Below are 18,127 nucleotides of genomic sequence, written 5' to 3'. Positions count from 1 at the left end.
CTTAGTATTTAAGGAGAAGATTGGATGAAGTTTTGGAAACACAAGATCAAGCTAGGCATCGTAGCGAGCCTACTTGTAGCATCAATGGGAGTGGTCTCGCCTAGTACGGTGAAGGCAGCGACTCCGCTAGCAGTATATGTGAATGGGGACCTTATCGAATATAGTCATGAACCATTTGTTACGAATGGAACGACATATGTGTCTCTGAGGGATACAGCCAAGAGCATAGGTGCCACTGTAGAATGGGATAAGGTCAAGAGAGCTTCTATCATTCGTTCCAATGGAGATACGATTGTACATCGATCAGGAACTAGGCAGTTTGAAGTGAATGGCAACATCATGGTGGATACCATGGCTTCTTCCAAATTAATAAAGGGAACGATAATGGTACCCTTGCGTGGTCTAACTGAGGCATTGAAGGTTTCAATGAGCACTAAAACGATTTCTGGTGCGCGTATTCTCCAATTGACTCCTGATCAGGTGACTTATGTTGCTAAGCAGTCCGCAGGGATAGATAAGTATTTAATTGACCAATCTTACTCGGGTATAGCGCTTGTTGCTCAGGATGGCAATGTACTTCTTAAGAAAGGTTACGGCAATGCAGGAAAAGGTAAATTAAATCGTCCGGACATGAAGTCAAGGATTGCATCGATTACGAAATCCTTCACTGCTAGTGCGATCATGAAATTGGTGGAACAAGGGAAGCTTAGTCTTGACGATCCACTCAGTCTCTATATACCAGATTTTCCTCGCGGGAATGAGATAACGATACATATGCTTCTATCTCATACTTCGGGTATACCTGCCAACTTCACGAGAGAAGAAGGTATGACTATAGAACAGACTCTCGCAGAAATTAAGGCTAAGAAGCTTGATTTTGAACCCGGTACCTCTTTTAAATACAGTAATGGTGGGTATGTGTTACTTGCGAGTATTGTAGAACAAGTATCTGGAATGATCTATGGTGATTATTTACAGCAAATCGTGTTCGATCCGCTTGGTATGAAGGAGACAGGCGTAGCATCTCCTAAGCTTAAGGTTATTCAGGGATATGTCCTCAAGGATAATCAATGGAATGAAGCTGGTTATTATGTTTCGCAGTCAGGGACAGGGACGTTGTATTCAACCGTTGATGATTTATTGAAGTGGGATCGTGCTCTTTATACAGATGAAATCCTCAGCCAATCGTCACTAAATAAGATGTTCACACCTTATTCAGTCAAAAACTATGGTTATGGATGGATGATTAAGGAAACCGATGCGGGAGCAACAGTATTCCATAATGGCAGTGGGACCGGGTATTCAACGGGTATTTCTCGAGATCTTACAAGTGGAACGGTGGTTATTCTATTAGGTAATCAATCGGGAATAGATGTGCTTACCATGCTGAGTGATATACAAGAACTAGAACAGCAATAATACTCTATATCTAAGAACCCAATGGAGCTATAGCTTCATTGGGTTCTTTATCTTCCAATGTATTGAAAGGATATCATAAATAAATATATTGATTCCGAGTGCGTGCGTTTAAGTATTGACTACGAAGGGTTCATTTGCTACATTATATTAAGTAATGAAATTACTTATATTTAATAAAAACATTAACGATATGTTGAGAAGAAAGGATGTTAACAATGACAACGAGTAACAAGGCTAAAATGATTGTAGACAAGTCTTTTCGAATAGCAGAGGTCGACAATAGAATTTATGGATCATTTATTGAACATATGGGTCGGGCCGTTTATGGAGGGATTTATGAGCCGGAACATCCGAGTGCCGATTCCCAGGGCTATAGAAACGATGTAAAAGATCTTATTAAGGAATTGAATGTTCCTATTATTCGTTATCCTGGAGGTAATTTTGTATCCGGTTACAATTGGGAAGACGGTGTAGGTCCAGTGGAGGAACGTCCAAAACGGATGGAACTCGCATGGAGAACAATCGAGCCTAACTATATTGGTACAAATGAATTTGCGCAGTGGGCGAAAGATCTCGGGACTGAAGTAATGATGGCGGTTAACTTGGGTACCAGAGGAATTGACGCTGCGAGAAATTTATTGGAGTATTGTAATCATCCTAGTGGTACTTATTGGAGTGATCTTCGCCGCAAGCACGGTTATGAACAACCACATAAGATAAAGACATGGTGTCTGGGTAATGAGATGGATGGTCCTTGGCAGATTGGGCACAAGACAGCCGAAGAATACGGCCGATTAGCTCTAGAGACGGCAAAAGCAATGCGTCAAGTCGATCCTGATATTGAGCTTGTCACTTGTGGAAGTTCAAGTTCTCAGATGGCGACCTTCCCTGAATGGGAAGCATCAACGTTAGAGCATACCTATGAAGCAGTAGATTATATCTCTTTACACCAATATTATGGTAATAGGGATAATGATTCAGCTAACTTCCTAGCGAGAACCATGGATATGGACCACTTTATTCATACAGTATCTTCTACCTGTGACTATATTATGGCTAAGAAGCGCAGCAAGAAGAAGATGAATCTTAGCTTTGATGAATGGAATGTCTGGTATCATTCTAATGATCAAGATAGTAAACTTGATCCTTGGACCATTGCACCGCCGCAATTAGAGGATGTGTACAATTTAGAAGATGCATTGTTAGTGGGGAGTATGTTAATCACATTTTTGAGACATGCGGATCGAGTTAAGATGGCCTGTCTTGCACAATTGGTTAATGTTATTGCTCCTATAATGACTGAGAATGGGGGTAGAGCTTGGAAGCAAACTATATTCTATCCTTATTTACATGCCTCCAAGTTCGGACGAGGTGTATCGTTGATGCCGGTGGTCGATTCTCCGAAATACGATTCTAAGGATTTCACTGATGTACCGTATCTGGACAGTGCAATTGTATTTAATGAAGAAAATGAAGAGCTAACCATCTTTGCTGTTAATAGAAATTTAGAGAGTTCATTAATTCTTGAATGCGATGTTCGAAGTTTTACTGGATACCGCCTTATAGAGCATATTGTACTTGAACATGACGATCTCAAGGCAGTGAATACTGCTGGGGAAGAGAAGGTTAAACCACATTCTCAAGGAAAGTCTGAAAGTAAGGACGGATGGGTAACAGCCAGCTTAACGAAAGCTTCATGGAATGTGATCCGTTTAAGTAAGATCAAATAAAAAACAAGGCGATTCAACACATGAGGATGTGTAGGATCGCCTTGTTTTTTCCATAATCAGTCTTTGTTGAAAATAGCATTCTAAGCTGATTGTAGTGGTCATTTATCAACATTATTCATTAACAAGATCCGATTTCGATATTGATTCTGCAAGTAGAGGCTTATCATAGTAAAGCCGAAGAACGATATCCTGCTTGTAATTGCCGAATCCGTTGCCAAATAACGTGACTCCGCCAACATTTTCAGATTCTTTCTCTACAGCAATTCGTAAGGTCCATTGCTTATCACGCACATGAACTTGTTTGAGTGATACATCTGATAACTTAATACCATCCATATACGTAGCAGACTGTGATATGGTTAAATGTTTAAGCAATCCGTATTGGTTAATGGCATCAGGCCACCATGCAGGGTTATATTTACCTCGTCTTTCACCGTAGTCTCCAGGACTAGTCCAAGTACCTAGCTTAACATTGTTCAAATAGAACGAGATATCAGATGGCCAGTTGTTATTTGTCATAGGAGCCTCAGAGGCAATTTCCATCGAAATCACAAGTTCAAGAGGATTCTGTGTCGATAGAAGAAAATTAGGGAGCTTATATTCAATATACCCTTCGCTGAACCAAAGGATTTGCGCTTGAAATCGTTCAGAATCTAGGAAATAGCGCGGATCATCAACCTCGCCTATAAACCTCTCGATTGTAGCTAGTCCACAAGTAGGCTCAACTTTTACATCTGTATAATGTCCTAATGAGATATTACTTTGATGATATTCTCGTAGAGGATCAACTTGATTCGGGAAAGTAATATCAGCATGTTCGACTTGTAGTGAACAAATTTTCTGAACGCCACCCTTGCCTGGTCGCATTTCAGTTCGAACGATGCCAGCCTTCACCAGTTTGCGGATATGCATAGTCATAATTGCACTACTGAGATTTACAGCTTCGGCTAGCTCACGAATATTCATAGGCTGTTTAGCAAGTAATTGAATCACATGAAGCCTAACGGTACTTGCTAATGCCTCATATACAGGCAAAGACTTGTCAGTGATATCAAGTTTCATATAGGAAAAACCTCCGGCACGGTCATTAAATAATATTTATATAAATAATATCATGTATATTATTTTAATGGCAATCTACATGATGATATTATATGTCAACATAGAGAAAACCGCGTGAAGGTTCTCACGCGGTAGAAGTAATGAAGGTTAGTTACTTCGCTGTATCTTCTGCAGGTTCAGTAGTTTCAGCTGCAGGTTCTTCAAGTGTATTCTTGATGGTTGCTTTTTCTTTGAGTTCTGCAAGCCAAGTTGTGGACATTTCAGAAATTTTAGTCGTAACAAGCTCTTCACGAATATCAGCTGATTTTTCTTCCAAAGTTGCTGTATGAGCTTCTTTACGATCAGTAAGCTTAATGATATGGAAACCGTTTGTTGTAGAAACAATTCCGCTTAATTCATCTTTCTTCAATGCGAAGGCAGTTTCTTCAAATTCTGGGACCATTACACCCCGTGCAAAGAAACCTAAATCTCCTCCAGCATCTTTTGATCCTGGATCAATTGATTTTTCCTTAGCGATGGTAGCGAGATCACCACCAGCTTTGATCTCTTTCAGTATTGCCTCTGCTTCTGCTTTGGTAGCAACCAAAATGTGGGAAGCACGAACTTCTTCAGCAGTGTCGTAGGATGCTTTATTCTCATCAAATTGTTTTTTAATATCAGCATCTGTAACGGTTACTTTAGGTTCTAGTAGTTTGCGCATTTTGACTTGTAGTTCCATGTTTTCCTTTAGATCAGCAAGTGTCATACCTGATTGTGCCAAAGCATTCGTGAAATCATCTTCTGAAGGAAAGCCCTTCTTGATGGATTCAACTTCTTTATCTAAATCAGCGTCAGTCACCGTTACTTTTCCTTTAGCGGCTTCCTGATCAACTAGTTTCTCTACAATTAGAGACTCAATTGTTTGAGCACCACCAGCTTTTACTAGAGTATCGTATAGCTCGTCCTTAGTAATGTTGTCATTGTTTACAGTAGCGACAACCTCATCTTGGTTACTTCCATTGAATGGAGGTCTAATAAGCACGACGACCAATATGATGGCAAGTACGAGTGAAACGCCTATCCAAATCCGTGTTGAGCGGTTAGCATTGTCTGGCTCACTTGGAGTAGGACTTGGATTTGATGGATTAGATGGGCTTGATGGTTCAACATATGTGACTGGTTGTGTTGGAGTTACTGGGTTTTCTGAAGTGACGGAGGACGATGGGTCAATTGTACCGCTCAGTTCCTCCGCTGTTGGGTGAATCTCAGAATTTGTCTGTTCTTGAAGTGACTCAGAGGTATTCTCCAGAGACTTTTCTTCCTTATTATCCGTGTTCTCGTTCCATGTTTCTTTGTCCGACATTGAATAATATCCTCCTTTTAATTAACAACAACAATAGCTATCCTTCTATTTCTAACACTTTACCAGAAGAGTTACAATCATTCCTTAAGAAAAAATAAAAAATATTCTCCAGGATTTAATAAATCTTTAATGCTATCAACCGTTGAGTATGATTTGAGAAAGTGAAATGAGTGATTTATTAATCTCTATATATATTAATGATTAATTTATATATTATTAAAAATATCGGATTAAACACTGACAATTGAAACTAATGATGTTATAATATTCCCACTATATATGAATTATATTCATAATTATTGACTTGAAAGGGTGACTTATGTGACAACTAGTATTCATATTAACGTAGATCAAAGTAAGGGTATCATTAACAAAAACATTTACGGTCATTTTGCAGAACATCTTGGACGCTGTATTTATGAGGGAATATGGGTCGGAGAAGATTCACCGATTGCTAATACCAATGGAATTAGGACAGATGTTTTGGAAGCGCTTAAAGATCTTCAAATTCCAGTGCTTCGCTGGCCAGGAGGCTGTTTCGCAGATGAATATCATTGGAAAGATGGTATAGGTCCAAGTGAACAGCGGAAACGAATGATTAATACGCACTGGGGCGGCATGGTGGAGAACAATCATTTTGGTACGCATGAATTTCTTATGCTCTGTGAAATGTTAGAATGTGAACCTTACGTTAATGGTAACGTAGGAAGTGGTACGGTTCAGGAAATGCAGGAATGGGTCGAATATATGACCTTTGATGGTGAATCGCCAATGGCAAATCTGCGTAAGGAGAACGGACGCGATAAGCCCTGGAAAGTAACTTATTTCGGTGTTGGTAATGAAAGCTGGGGTTGTGGTGGAAATATGCGTCCGGAATATTATGCAGATTTATATCGTAGATACCAGACTTATGTCCGTAACTATGGCGAGAACCAAATTTACAAAATTGCTTGTGGAGCTAACGTATCAGATTATCATTGGACCGAGACATTGATGAAGAACGCAGGGCAGTGGATGGATGGGCTTAGCCTACATAACTATACCTTTGCTCATTCTTGGGAGGAAAAAGGGAATGCAACTTCTTTTCCAGAAAATGAATGGTTCTTAATATTAAAAAATGCTCTAATTATGGACGATTTAATAACAAGACATTCTGCGATCATGGATCAATATGATCCGAATAAGCGCATAGGACTTATTGTTGATGAATGGGGAACTTGGTTTAATGTTGAGCCGGGAACCAATCCTGGATTTCTGTATCAGCAAAATACGATTCGTGATGCAATGGTGGCGGGATTAATTCTTAACATCTTTCATAATCACTCTGATCGAGTTCAGATGGCGAATATAGCTCAAACGGTTAATGTATTACAGGCGATGATCCTGACTGAAGGCGATCGGATGCTACTTACTCCGACTTACCATGTATTTAATATGTTCAAAGTACATCAAGACGCAACTTCACTTCCGCTGTTTATTGACTCCGATACTTATCAATATAATGGAGAGTCTATAGCACAGGTAAGCGCTTCAGCCTCACGTGCTACAGATGGTAAGTTGCATATAAGTTTATGTAATGTAAGTCATAATGAGGAAGCGGATCTATGTATCTCCTTATCTGGACTTGTGGACTCTACGCACATTCGGACCATACAGGGCACTATTCTGAGTGGCAATCAGATTGACGCGCATAATACATTTGATCAACCTGAGACGTTAGCGCCTGCATCCTTTGATGGCGCAAGCTTACACGAAGATCAGTTGAAGGTTAAGATCCCACCGATGTCTGTTGTTGTCATTGCAATACATTAGATGGAGTGAGGGGATGGGGTGTTATGGGGATGAAGAATATATGTAAGGGTTGCACTGAAGATGTGCATATATCAGAAGTACAGTTGAAACGTATTCTTGATTCCTTATCATTGAAGTCAGAGCATATGGTGACAGACGAGTATTATAATGAACGAGTCTCTATATGCATGGCCTGTCCTTCTCTTCAATATGGTACAACCTGTGCACATTGTGGATGTATTGTACAAATTAGGGCTAAGATGAAGGACAAGGGTTGTCCATTCCCTGGGCTTACGAAATGGTCCATCACATAGTATAGGACTCTGAGGGTTGAAGTCTGATTATGTACCCAAGCTTCTTTCAACCAACTCCATGATTCCATAGATGACATGTTGAATATTCTCTAAAAGAGTTCGATAAAACAGTAGGCAAGGTAAAACCTTGTCTACTGTTTTTTATGTATAGTTGACAGTCTAGTGGTTTTCAAGACAAAAAGATAAATTTTATATTGAATTATGGATAAATAATTGTGGTTGGTGCTATACTATTTTAGTTCAAATACTCGGAGGAATAGACATCTATGAAATTAAAAAGCCATTCAAAATTGACTTATATGATCATGATGCTGTGTCTTTTGTTGTTTGTAGGCGTAGCTTATACTATTGGAGGAAATCGTGTTACTTTCTTTGATGACCCTATAATTTCTTATATTCAAGCGGCAGAAAGTCCAGCATGGACAAGGGTGATGAAATGGTTCACAGCGATAGGTTCAGGCAAGGTTATGACCATCATAGCGATGGGTACCTTGGTAATTTTGTTTGTTATTTTCAAACATCGTCAGGAGTTAATCCTATTCTGTGGAGTCGTTCTGGGTTCTGAATTCATGAATATAATGTTGAAAAACATATTTAGAAGGGCAAGACCGGACTTACATAGGCTCATTGAAATTGAAGGTTATAGTTTCCCAAGTGGACATTCTATGGTAGCATTCTCATTCTATGGAATACTGACCTATTTACTGTGGAGGCACACAAGGCCAAGAATAGCTAGAATTATACTACTTATTAGCAGTGCGTGTATGATTCTTCTTATTGGCGTAAGTCGGATATATTTAGGTGTCCATTACCCTAGTGATGTGATCGGAGGCTACCTTGCCAGTAGTATGTGGCTTTTGATCTGTGTAATAGGTTTTGAAAGATATAAGAAACGTTAAAGCGATGAACCTTACTTGGTGGTATACTTATTCTAAAATATATCGTTAGAGGGAGTCTTACTGTTCGTGATGACATCATTCAAAAATACACTGCAAATTCCATTGATACGAAGACTAATAGTATTATTAATTGCAGTCATGGTTCTTTATTTATTCCGGAGTATGATGAACCTGATCTTAATTACGTTTATCATTACGTATATGGTCAATCGAGTCCATTCTTTCTTAACGCGGAGGATAAGTACTAATCTTCGAATGAGTGGGAAATTAATAATTATTGTAATGTATCTGGTTGCCATTGGTCTTATGATTGTTGGTGCCGTTAAATATGCCCCGAAGCTTATTTGGCAGCTTAATGAACTTGTTCAGCAAGTGATTGTATTCTATAGTAAACCATTCGAGCCTACGGAATACAAGCTAGTAAATTATATTATGGAAACACTGCGTGAAATTGATGTCGTTAGCTATGTAGATCAAGGGTTGAACTTGTTGGTCAAGACCATCTCAGATATTGGTCAGTGGGGGTTTGATATAGGAATTGCGATTATCATGAGCTTATTCTTTATGTTAGAAAAAGAGAAGGTAACTCATTTTACTGCTAATTTCAAGGAAAGCAAAATCGCTTATTTTTATGATGAGTTAGCTTATTTTTCTAGAAAGTTCGTGTTTTCATTCGGAAAAGTGATTGAAGTTCAGTTCTTAATATCTTTAATTAATTGTTTGATTTCAACATTCTTCTTATGGATGATGGGTTTCACTAATTTATTCGGTTTAGCTATTATGATTTTTCTATTTGGATTAGTGCCTGTAGTAGGAGTATTTGTATCTCTTCTTCCCTTATGTGCGATTGCTTTTAAAATCGGTGGTATTATAAAAATAGTCTATGTGCTTATTATGGTGGCGGGGTTACATGCATTTGAAGCTTATTTTATGAATCCTAAATTCATGTCCTCTAAGACGCACCTTCCCATCTTTTATACATTCGCGGTATTGATTGTGGCTGAGCATTTCTTTGGAGTATGGGGTCTGATTCTTGGTGTACCTATCTTCATGTTTTTATTAGATATACTTGAAGTTCCAATATTGTTGCCGTTTACTAAGAAGTCTAAAAAGTTGAAGAAATCTGAATAAAACATAACAAAATCCTAACCGTGAAGTTAGGATTTTAATGTTCAATAGATGTTAAATATGAGAGAAGGAGCCCTTTTGCCGTTCATGGTGATTTTTATGAGTGTATTGCAAGGCTTTCTTCAAATATTTAGGTAAGTTACTCTTCATACGATTTCCCTCTTCTAATGTGATCTTGCCGGATGCAACCTCTTGATCAATATTTCTTATTTGTATATCACTTAGTTTTTGTGTGAACGTCTGTTCATCCCATCCTTTCGTTGCGACTGCAATCTGTGCAAGTGTTTTGCCGGTCTTCCATTCACGAATCAAATCTTGACGCTCCAATCCTAATAACGTAGCAGCATCCTTCAGAATGCCATAATGTCTTCCATGGTGGTGTTGCTCTGGTTTGATTATGGGCATAGACTGAGACAGTTCTGATGTAGATTGTTTAGCATGGACAGTGGAAGATGTCATTCCTATGCTACTTGCAACTAGGCAAGCTATTGAACAGGACAATATTAAGCTTATCTTTGATTTCATGTTTAGATTACCCTCTTATATTTGATATTTTCTATATTTTGTATTTCATAAGTTGTAGTATGAGCAGTATTGTAAATTTCATGCATGTATCATAAGGCTCATTAAAGGGTAATATATTTTAATTTTAATTGTAGAGGAGAGGGGTTAACGGTGACTTTTGGTGCACGTATGCTTAAAACGGGGATTGCGGTTACCCTCGCCCTGTATATTAGTTCTTGGCTTGAATTGACGCCACATGTTATCTCTGCAGTAGCAGCCATTTTTGCTATGCAGCCTTCGATTTATCGCTCATGGCGTTATTTCTTAGATCAACTTCAGACTAATACGCTTGGAGCGGTCATAGCGATGTTAGCGGGTTACTTCTTCTCTAATTCACCTATTGCTATTGGACTCGTATGTATTCTAGTGATTATGGTCTGTCTAAAGCTCAAAATGGGGGATACGATTGGGCTGACACTTGTAACGGTCATCTCTGTTATGGAAGCCTCGGGTCAATGGGAATTCGCACTGAATCGCTTCTCACTAAGTCTAGTTGGAATCGTATCAGCCTTCTTGATCAATATATTAGTAATTCCACCCAAACCTAAAATTCAAATGGGTGAACAAATTCAAACGATCTTCGATCATATGTCTTTGTTACTGCGAACTTCGATTACGAATGAAATCAAGGAAAATGTATTTCGTGAGGAAAAGAATACGCTAAGAGCAGATATTCGAGCTTTAGCTGATAAATATTCATTGTTCGAGGAAGAACATAAGAAGATGAGAAAGGCAACGTTTAGTGAAAGTAGACGTTTAGTAGTATATAAGCAAATGCTAAATACATTATATAAAGGGCGAGAAGTGCTTGATGCCGTAGATGAACACTATTTTCAATGTGAAAGGTTCTCAGAAACTGATCAAGATTTCCATGAACAAATTGTGAACTTAACTAAATTTCACGAACACATTCTACTCAAATTTGGAGATAAACTGAAGGAAAATACCACAGATGCGCTTTTATCAGAAGAGCATAGTGATGAATTTATGAAACGCACCATTCAGCGATATAAAGACAGTGATATTAATGGTTCGTTTAGGCTGTCTATTGTAGCAGCCTCGTTGTATGATTATGGGTATCAATTGGATCGGCTGAATCGTTTAGTGGATCATCACCATGGTTGTGATGAAGAGAAAAAGGATGATAATGGATGGCGTTCTTGGTTTAGAAAGTAAGGGAGGGGTTGAATTCATGGAACAACCATTGTTGCATCCTAAGACTAAACCTGATGAGCACGTGATAGAACGGAGAAAGTTGGGGAGATCCCCCCTAGAGATCTCCCCTTTGGGACTTGGATGCTGGCAATTTAGTAAAGGGACGGGATTGGTCGGAAGGTACTGGCCTGTGTTGTCAGATGAGGACATCGTAGCCATTGTTCGTATGAGTCTTGAAGGGGGGATGAACTGGTTAGATACAGCTGAGTCCTATGGTAGAGGACAGTCCGAACGAGCACTTGATCGAGCTTTACGAATCATTGAGAATCAAGGTATGGAACTGTCAGATGTCCATATTGCAACAAAGTGGTGGCCTATCGGGCGGAGTGCGAATTCATTAACAACAACAATTGAAGATAGAATAGCAGCACTGGGTGGCCGAACCATCGATTTGTATCAGATTCATCAGCCTTTCTCCTTATCCTCCATTGAGAAAGAAATGAAGGCGATGTCCGCATTAATCTCTAACGGAAAAATTCGTTATGCAGGTGTGAGTAATTACTCAGCCTCTCAGATGGTCAAAGCGCATACGATTCTTAAGGAATATGGATATGAGCTAGTCTCTAATCAAGTGAAATATAATTTACTTGACCGCAGAATTGAACACAATGGCGTGTTGGCCGCAGCCAAAGAACTAGGTATAACCATTATTGCTTATTCGCCATTACAACAGGGAGTCCTTACAGGTAAATTTCATGGAGATCCAACGCTGGTTGGGGGAATTCGTCGTTATCATTCATCATTTAAGCCAAAGGGTCTGGCTATAAGCAAGCCTTTAATTGATTTGTTAGAGCAATTGGGGATTAAATATCAGAGAACGGCAAGCCAAGTGGCGTTGAACTGGTTGATTCATTATCATGGTGACACAGTGGTGGCTATCCCAGGTGCATCTAAGGTTAAGCATGCAGTGGAGAATATCGGCGCGATGAGGTTCGCGTTGACCGGGGATGAATTAACAGAAATAAGTGAGGTATCTAATGCTGTCTTGTCCTAAGCAATAATTTAAAATAATATATGGATTGGAAGGCTACCCTAACCCTAGGGTAGCCTTCCTTGCGAAGTTATTCGTAAGAAAATCTAACATTTAAGTGGTGATCCGAAAATAATGTACAATGGAATGGATTTGATTCCTTCATATAACATACATTGATGAAGTGTTTATTTACATATAAGTGACATCGCATTATAATACTAGCAAGCATTTAGGAAGCGGGGGATTCAAATGACGAGTCAACAGAAGTGGGAAAGAGCAACTTTAGCAGATTGGGTACCTGACTTAGTGGCTACCGCACGTGGTGATCTAAAGGCCACGCTAGCTGTGATTAACGCTACTTTGGTGAATGTGGTATCAGGTGAAATAATTCCGAACATGTGTATAGCAGTTCAAGGCTCAAGGATTGCATATGTGGGTAAAGATATAAATCATACGTTAGACGAGAATACGGTTGTGATCGATGCCAAAGGAAAGTATGCTGCACCAGGACTCTTAGATGGCCACTGTCATATCGAAAGCACACAATTAACGGTGACCGAGTTTGCGCGAGCTGTGTTACCCCTGGGAACGACAGGAGGTTTCTTTGATGCTCATGAAATATCGAATGTATTGGGGCTCACTGGTTTACGGTTCATGCTAGAGGAAGCAAGAACTACGCCATTAGCAGCCTACATGCAGGTAGCCTCATGTGTTCCTTCTACACATCCAGGATTAGAAACGACAGGAGCATTCATTGGACCTGATGAAGTAGCAGAGGCACTGAATTGGGGACCGGATATGATTGGACTTGGGGAAGTTATGAACTTTCCTGGTGTGGTATACGGGGATGACAAAATGATTCGAGAAATTCAAGCAACGTTACGAGCGGGTAAATATGCGGATGGTCACTTTACATGGAAATCAGATGATTGGAGATTGCCAGCATACGCCGCTAGTGGAGTGAGTGGAGATCACGAATGTGTCACGAAAGAAGATGTAATTGAACGTATTCGTCTTGGGATGTACGCTAAGATGCGTCAAGGCTCGGCATGGCATGATGTTGCAGAGACCATCAAAGCACATACCGAAGGGGGAATAGATACCCGCCGGATGATGTTGGTTACAGATGATAGAAGTTCGGAATCGTTGCTAAGAGAAGGACACATGAACTTCGTTGTGCGACATGCTATTGCTCAAGGTGTGAAGCCGGTGACAGCCTTCCAAATGGCAACGATAAATACAGCGGAGCGATTTGGAGTGTCGCAAGATATCGGTTCTATTATCCCGGGTTCTTGCGCGGACATTATTTTGCTGGATGGTAGACTGGCTGATGTGAATGTGGTGATGACGATTGCGGCAGGGATTGTTGTTGCAGTGAATGGTCAGATGACAACGACATGGGAAGGCTATAGTATTCCAGAAGAGGCATTCGAAACGGTTCATATGGGACGCCAATTAGTTGCGCAAGATTTCGAGATTGTAGCTCCTGTAGAATCTGGATTCCTATACGCACGAGCCATTGAAGTGGTGGAGAATCATGTCGAGACAAAGGAAAGAAAAGTGCCTGTTAAAGTAGAAGGCAATCGTGTGCAGCTTGATTCAGTAGATGATTTATGCAAAATGGCCGTATTTGAGCGTCATGGTAAAAATGGAGGAAGTGCGCTTGGGATCCTTATGGGTGTTGGGCTACGTATTCCAGCAGCTATCGCTATGACCGTAGCACATGATAGCCATAATCTTACGGTGATTGGCAATGATGACCACCTTATGGCTAAAGCGGCGAATTTAACGGCTGAGATGCAGGGTGGCGTCGTAATGGTTACTGAAACGGAAACGACGGTGTTTCCTTTACCTATAGGGGGCTTGATGTCGCCGGAGCCTTTCGAGACGGTGGCTCATCAATCTGAAGCGATAAGTCAGGCGCTACTGCGAGCTGGCTGTAGTCTGAATAATGCCTTCATGACGCTATCGCTTTTGGCACTAGTTGTTATTCCTGAGATACGGCTGTCAGATAAAGGTCTGGTAACCATTTCTGCTGAGGGTATTGAAATTGTTTCCTTATTCGATCAAGAGGGTGAAATCAAATAGATGAGTAGAAGCTTTTAGTTCAAGCTATCTATATTATAGTATAAATAAACTACAAACGGATATCCTCCCATAAGGGAGAATATCCGTTTGTTTGTCACTAATGGACAATATTTGAACGATCATCATATAAAGTAGATAACTGATTTGATTTCTATTCTGTGGATTGTTACAATAGAAAGATGTCATGTAATGACAAAAAAATATAAAAAAACAAAATAATTCCAATATAATAATAACATACTAAATTGATACTGTCAAACCACGGGTAAGGGGATGGATTATATATGAGCACGAACGATCAGGAATGGCGCGAGGAGCAGGAACGTGTAGACGAGGTGACTGACAAAGTCGCACGTCGAATCGAGAAGCTGCAAAAGGAAGTAGGAACCGTTCGAGGCGATGTAGTTGATTTACGTAAAGAATTCTGGGATGAAGTTAGAGTGAATTTCAGTAGTTCGGATGACTTGGGCGAGACCTCAACCAGTTTGCGGCAGCAATCGCAAGTATTGTCGGAACGGGAAAGAAGTCATTTACAGGTCTCAGAAGCTCTGAAAAAAATGAAACTACTCGTAAAGTCACCCTATTTTGGAAGAATTGATTTTGAAGAAGAAGGTACGAGTCAGAGTGATATCATCTATCTTGGCATCTCTTCATTTCTAGATAATGACGATGAGACATTCCTTGTTTATGATTGGCGGGCACCGGTATCTAGCCTCTACTATGATGGTGCTCCAGGGCCTACGAGTTATGAGACGCCCGCAGGTGAGATGAATGGCGTGATGAAACTTAAGCGACAGTTCGTCATTCGAAATGCCAAAATTGATGTGCTCTTTGATACAGGTGTGACGATTGGTGATGAGTTACTTCAACAAGTACTAAGTCATAGTGCTGATAATCAAATGAAGAGTATCGTAGCAACGATACAGAAAGAACAGAATGCGGTGATTCGAAATGATAAGAGTCGAATGCTCGTCGTTCAGGGCTCTGCGGGTAGCGGCAAGACATCTGCCGCCCTGCAGCGAGTTGCGTATCTTCTATATAAATATCGCTCTACGCTGAAAGCGGATCAAGTGCTTCTTTTCTCGCCCAACCCTCTATTCAATAGTTATGTATCAACAGTGCTGCCAGAGTTGGGTGAAGAGAATATGCAGCAGACGACCTTTCAGGCTTATCTAGATTATCGTTTGGCCAAAGATTTCGAACTGGAAGATATCTTCTCACAGATGGAGTCCATGCTTAATGCAGATGAAGGGCAGCCGCTTGAAGTGAAACGAGCTAGCATTGCTTATAAATCTTCACAAGCCTATCTAGAAGCCATCACGAAGTATAGAGAAAATCTGGAGATCTCCGGAATGAAATTTAAGCCTATTCGCTTCCAAGGGCGCCTTATTATAGCGGCTGAAGATATGGTGAAGAAATTCTACAGTTTCGATAAAGGTGTAAAGCTTGCTAATCGTATTGAATTGATGCGGGAGTGGATGATCAAAGAGTTGGCTACATTTGCGAGGTCGGAACGCTCAGCATCGTGGGTAGATAGTCAGATTGAGCTGCTAGGTCCCGATGAGTATCAGAAGGCATACACCCATATAAGACGTAAGCAGCATGCCCGCAAAGATACCTTCAATGATGTGGACCGGGAACGGAATTTGCTAGCAAGAATGATCGTGAATGAATGGTTGAAGCCGGTTCGGAAATGGATTAAACGGAAGCGCTTCGTGGATGTCAGAGGTTTGTACCGTGAGCTGTACCAGAATGAGGAACTTATACGCTTAGTAAGTGGTGAAGAGACGTTACCTTCGTCTTGGAATGAGATTTGCACTTTAACGATTGCAGATCTGAATCAAGGCAAGCTTGCCTATGAGGATGCAACACCTTACTTATATCTACAAGAGCTTGTAAAAGGATTCCAGAGTAATAATATGATTCGGCATGTGTTTGTGGATGAGGTACAGGATTATTCACCATTCCAATTGCAATATTTGAAGAAAATGTTCCCAAGAGCTCGCATGACGGCATTAGGAGATCTTAATCAAGGCATTTATTCACATGCGTCGGTACTTGGTAATTTAGAATCGCTACAAGAGTTATACGGTCCAAGTGAAACGGAAGTCATCAACTTGATTCGAAGTTATCGTTCTACGTATGAGATTGTTGATTTTACGCGTAGTATGATGCCCGGTGGAGAGAACATTGTCCCCTTTAACCGGCAAGGTGAGAAGCCACTTGTTACTGTATTGACAGACCGAGAGCAGCTTCATCGCCATATTATTGCTGATATTGAAATCCTGAATGAACAAGGTTATGAACATACAGCGATCATTTGTAAGACGTTAGAAGAGAGTGAGCGTGTATACGATGAATTGAAGGATTTGTTAACTTTGAAAAAAGTGACGAAGACGACGCCGTCTTTTGCCAAAGGAACATTGGTTATCCCTTCATATCTAGCCAAAGGAGTCGAGTTCGACGCCGTCCTCATCTATGATGCTTCTAGTAGTGTATACATGAGAGAAAGTGAACGGAAATTGTTCTACACTGTCTGCACGAGAGCGATGCATCTGTTACATCTATATAGCCTTGGTGAACCGAGTCGCTTTATTACGGATGTATCTCCAGATAAATATGTTCTAATCTAGTCAAAGAGAAGTAGGAATCCCCTGTTGCAGATCATTAGATAATTCGGTTATGATATTCACCCCTCCATAGAATTGTTTTCGGTACTGAGAAGGGGTGCAGCCTTGATATTGTTTGAACACGGTGATGAAATAACTGAGGTTCTCAAATCCAACATCCATGGCAATATCAACGATTTTCTTGTCACTATTCTCTAATTGCTTACATGCCTTCTGTGTTCGATAATGATTCAAGTAGTCCACGGGCGTTTTCTGGACCATTTGCTTGAAAAAACGACAAAAATGTCCTTCGCTCATATTGATCTCTGAAGCTAGGTCTTTGAGTCTTAGAGGTTCGGAATAGTGTTGGTGAATATAATTCAATACACTTTTTAGACGTTCTATTTTATCATGACTGCCCGTGGGTCTAAGATCTGTTTTGATGTTGGCTTGCATATGGGCATTCATTTTGGCAAAAATAAGATAAAGTTGCGCTTTAGTGGTTAACTCACATGTCGGCGTCTGAGCATCATTCTCAGCGAGGATGTTATCTAAATAATTCAGAATATCAATTTCCCACCCGCTATTTCTTTGAATATGCTGCGGTGGGATCATTTGTTTCTTGAGCAGTGGGTCAATGAACTTCTCCTGTACAACGTCGAAAGCTTGACTAAGTAGGAGGTCAAGATTGAATACCACAGCTGAGAAAATGCAAGGTAAATTATCGGCAGCCAAATATCCAGCATGAATTTCTCCGCTATTCACGAAGATGGCTTCACCTGCATTGACTTCGAAATAAGTCATGTCGATCTGGAATATGGCACGCCCATCTCTAACAACAATGAATTCCATCTCGTCATGCCAGTGGCAATCTAGGATGCTCTGATCATTTATTTGCTCTACATTGGGATAGATACTAACGGGATACATAGGGTTACCATGAATGCGGTTTTCTTTTAATATGTCTCTATTCACTGTAATCGTTTCCACCTT

The 18,127-nt window shown here is 40.3% G+C and carries 14 protein-coding genes; 10 read left to right on the top strand and 4 right to left on the bottom strand.

Annotation, left to right across the window (positions count from 1 at the left end; genetic code table 11):
• The first annotated feature begins 24 nt into the window (after positions 1 to 24).
• Together J2T13_RS00355 and J2T13_RS00350 are read left to right on the top strand one after the other, a co-directional pair.
• On the top strand, positions 25 to 1,419 hold the full coding sequence (locus J2T13_RS00355) for a serine hydrolase (RefSeq protein ID WP_429367252.1): 1,395 nt from the start codon (positions 25 to 27) through the stop codon (positions 1,417 to 1,419).
• 215 nt (positions 1,420 to 1,634) lie between these two features.
• On the top strand, positions 1,635 to 3,149 hold the full coding sequence (locus J2T13_RS00350) for an alpha-N-arabinofuranosidase (protein ID WP_429367250.1): 1,515 nt from the start codon (positions 1,635 to 1,637) through the stop codon (positions 3,147 to 3,149).
• Between the two features lie 111 nt (positions 3,150 to 3,260).
• Here J2T13_RS00350 and J2T13_RS00345 read toward each other — a convergent pair whose 3' ends face one another.
• Together J2T13_RS00345 and J2T13_RS00340 are read right to left on the bottom strand one after the other, a co-directional pair.
• Entirely contained in the window at positions 3,261 to 4,211 is a 951-nt protein-coding gene (locus J2T13_RS00345) for an ArsR/SmtB family transcription factor (RefSeq protein ID WP_429367248.1), read from the bottom strand.
• Positions 4,212 to 4,362: 151 nt separating this feature from the next.
• Complete coding sequence (locus J2T13_RS00340) at positions 4,363 to 5,553, bottom strand: peptidylprolyl isomerase (RefSeq protein WP_429367246.1); 1,191 nt, start codon at positions 5,551 to 5,553, stop codon at positions 4,363 to 4,365.
• 321 nt (positions 5,554 to 5,874) lie between these two features.
• Between J2T13_RS00340 and J2T13_RS00335 the strand changes: the two genes are divergently transcribed.
• The 4 genes from J2T13_RS00335 to J2T13_RS00320 all read left to right on the top strand — a co-directional run bounded on the left by J2T13_RS00335 (position 5,875) and on the right by J2T13_RS00320 (position 9,688).
• A complete protein-coding gene (locus J2T13_RS00335; RefSeq protein ID WP_429367245.1) occupies positions 5,875 to 7,365 on the top strand; it encodes an alpha-N-arabinofuranosidase in 1,491 nt (496 codons plus the stop codon).
• Between the two features lie 23 nt (positions 7,366 to 7,388).
• A complete protein-coding gene (locus tag J2T13_RS00330) occupies positions 7,389 to 7,658 on the top strand; it encodes a DUF6171 family protein (protein ID WP_429367243.1) in 270 nt (89 codons plus the stop codon).
• 266 nt (positions 7,659 to 7,924) lie between these two features.
• Positions 7,925 to 8,557 (top strand): phosphatase PAP2 family protein, encoded by a 633-nt coding sequence (locus J2T13_RS00325; RefSeq protein WP_429367241.1) that lies wholly within the window; start codon positions 7,925 to 7,927, stop codon positions 8,555 to 8,557.
• A gap of 69 nt (positions 8,558 to 8,626) precedes the next feature.
• Positions 8,627 to 9,688: an AI-2E family transporter gene (locus J2T13_RS00320; RefSeq protein WP_429367770.1), complete on the top strand. Its 1,062-nt coding sequence runs from the start codon at positions 8,627 to 8,629 to the stop codon at positions 9,686 to 9,688.
• A gap of 51 nt (positions 9,689 to 9,739) precedes the next feature.
• Here J2T13_RS00320 and J2T13_RS00315 read toward each other — a convergent pair whose 3' ends face one another.
• Entirely contained in the window at positions 9,740 to 10,210 is a 471-nt protein-coding gene (locus J2T13_RS00315; protein ID WP_429367239.1) for a hypothetical protein, read from the bottom strand.
• Between the two features lie 150 nt (positions 10,211 to 10,360).
• Between J2T13_RS00315 and J2T13_RS00310 the strand changes: the two genes are divergently transcribed.
• The 4 genes from J2T13_RS00310 (at position 10,361) to helD (ending at position 17,158) form a co-directional block, all read left to right on the top strand.
• Positions 10,361 to 11,425, top strand: a complete 1,065-nt coding sequence (locus J2T13_RS00310) for an FUSC family protein (RefSeq protein ID WP_429367237.1) — start codon at positions 10,361 to 10,363, stop codon at positions 11,423 to 11,425.
• Between the two features lie 16 nt (positions 11,426 to 11,441).
• Entirely contained in the window at positions 11,442 to 12,458 is a 1,017-nt protein-coding gene (locus tag J2T13_RS00305; RefSeq protein WP_429367235.1) for an aldo/keto reductase, read from the top strand.
• 228 nt (positions 12,459 to 12,686) lie between these two features.
• A complete protein-coding gene (locus J2T13_RS00300) occupies positions 12,687 to 14,525 on the top strand; it encodes an adenine deaminase (RefSeq protein ID WP_429367233.1) in 1,839 nt (612 codons plus the stop codon).
• Positions 14,526 to 14,809: 284 nt separating this feature from the next.
• The gene (gene helD, locus J2T13_RS00295) at positions 14,810 to 17,158 is read left to right on the top strand and encodes an RNA polymerase recycling motor HelD (RefSeq protein ID WP_429367231.1); all 2,349 of its coding nucleotides are present in this window, start codon (positions 14,810 to 14,812) and stop codon (positions 17,156 to 17,158) included.
• On the opposite strand, the gene J2T13_RS00290 is transcribed toward helD, so the two are convergent.
• Entirely contained in the window at positions 17,159 to 18,109 is a 951-nt protein-coding gene (locus tag J2T13_RS00290) for an AraC family transcriptional regulator (RefSeq protein ID WP_429367229.1), read from the bottom strand.
• Positions 18,110 to 18,127: the final 18 nt, after the last annotated feature.

It is taken from the genome of Paenibacillus sp. DS2015 (genome assembly GCF_050433705.1).
Classification (GTDB): domain Bacteria; phylum Bacillota; class Bacilli; order Paenibacillales; family Paenibacillaceae; genus Paenibacillus_AQ.
This window is presented reverse-complemented; position numbering and strand designations above follow the sequence as displayed.

Excerpts from the sequence above, each read along its gene's own strand:
- helD (WP_429367231.1), top strand. The coding sequence starts at position 14,810 with ATGAGCACGAACGATCAGGAATGGCGCGAGGAGCAGGAACGTGTAGAC.
- J2T13_RS00300 (WP_429367233.1), top strand. The coding sequence starts at position 12,687 with ATGACGAGTCAACAGAAGTGGGAAAGAGCAACTTTAGCAGATTGGGTA.
- J2T13_RS00355 (WP_429367252.1), top strand. The coding sequence starts at position 25 with ATGAAGTTTTGGAAACACAAGATCAAGCTAGGCATCGTAGCGAGCCTA.
- J2T13_RS00315 (WP_429367239.1), bottom strand. The coding sequence starts at position 10,210 with ATGAAATCAAAGATAAGCTTAATATTGTCCTGTTCAATAGCTTGCCTA.
- J2T13_RS00340 (WP_429367246.1), bottom strand. The coding sequence starts at position 5,553 with ATGTCGGACAAAGAAACATGGAACGAGAACACGGATAATAAGGAAGAA.
- J2T13_RS00320 (WP_429367770.1), top strand. The coding sequence starts at position 8,627 with ATGACATCATTCAAAAATACACTGCAAATTCCATTGATACGAAGACTA.
- J2T13_RS00325 (WP_429367241.1), top strand. The coding sequence starts at position 7,925 with ATGAAATTAAAAAGCCATTCAAAATTGACTTATATGATCATGATGCTG.
- J2T13_RS00345 (WP_429367248.1), bottom strand. The coding sequence starts at position 4,211 with ATGAAACTTGATATCACTGACAAGTCTTTGCCTGTATATGAGGCATTA.
- J2T13_RS00330 (WP_429367243.1), top strand. The coding sequence starts at position 7,389 with ATGGGGATGAAGAATATATGTAAGGGTTGCACTGAAGATGTGCATATA.
- J2T13_RS00305 (WP_429367235.1), top strand. The coding sequence starts at position 11,442 with ATGGAACAACCATTGTTGCATCCTAAGACTAAACCTGATGAGCACGTG.
- J2T13_RS00350 (WP_429367250.1), top strand. The coding sequence starts at position 1,635 with ATGACAACGAGTAACAAGGCTAAAATGATTGTAGACAAGTCTTTTCGA.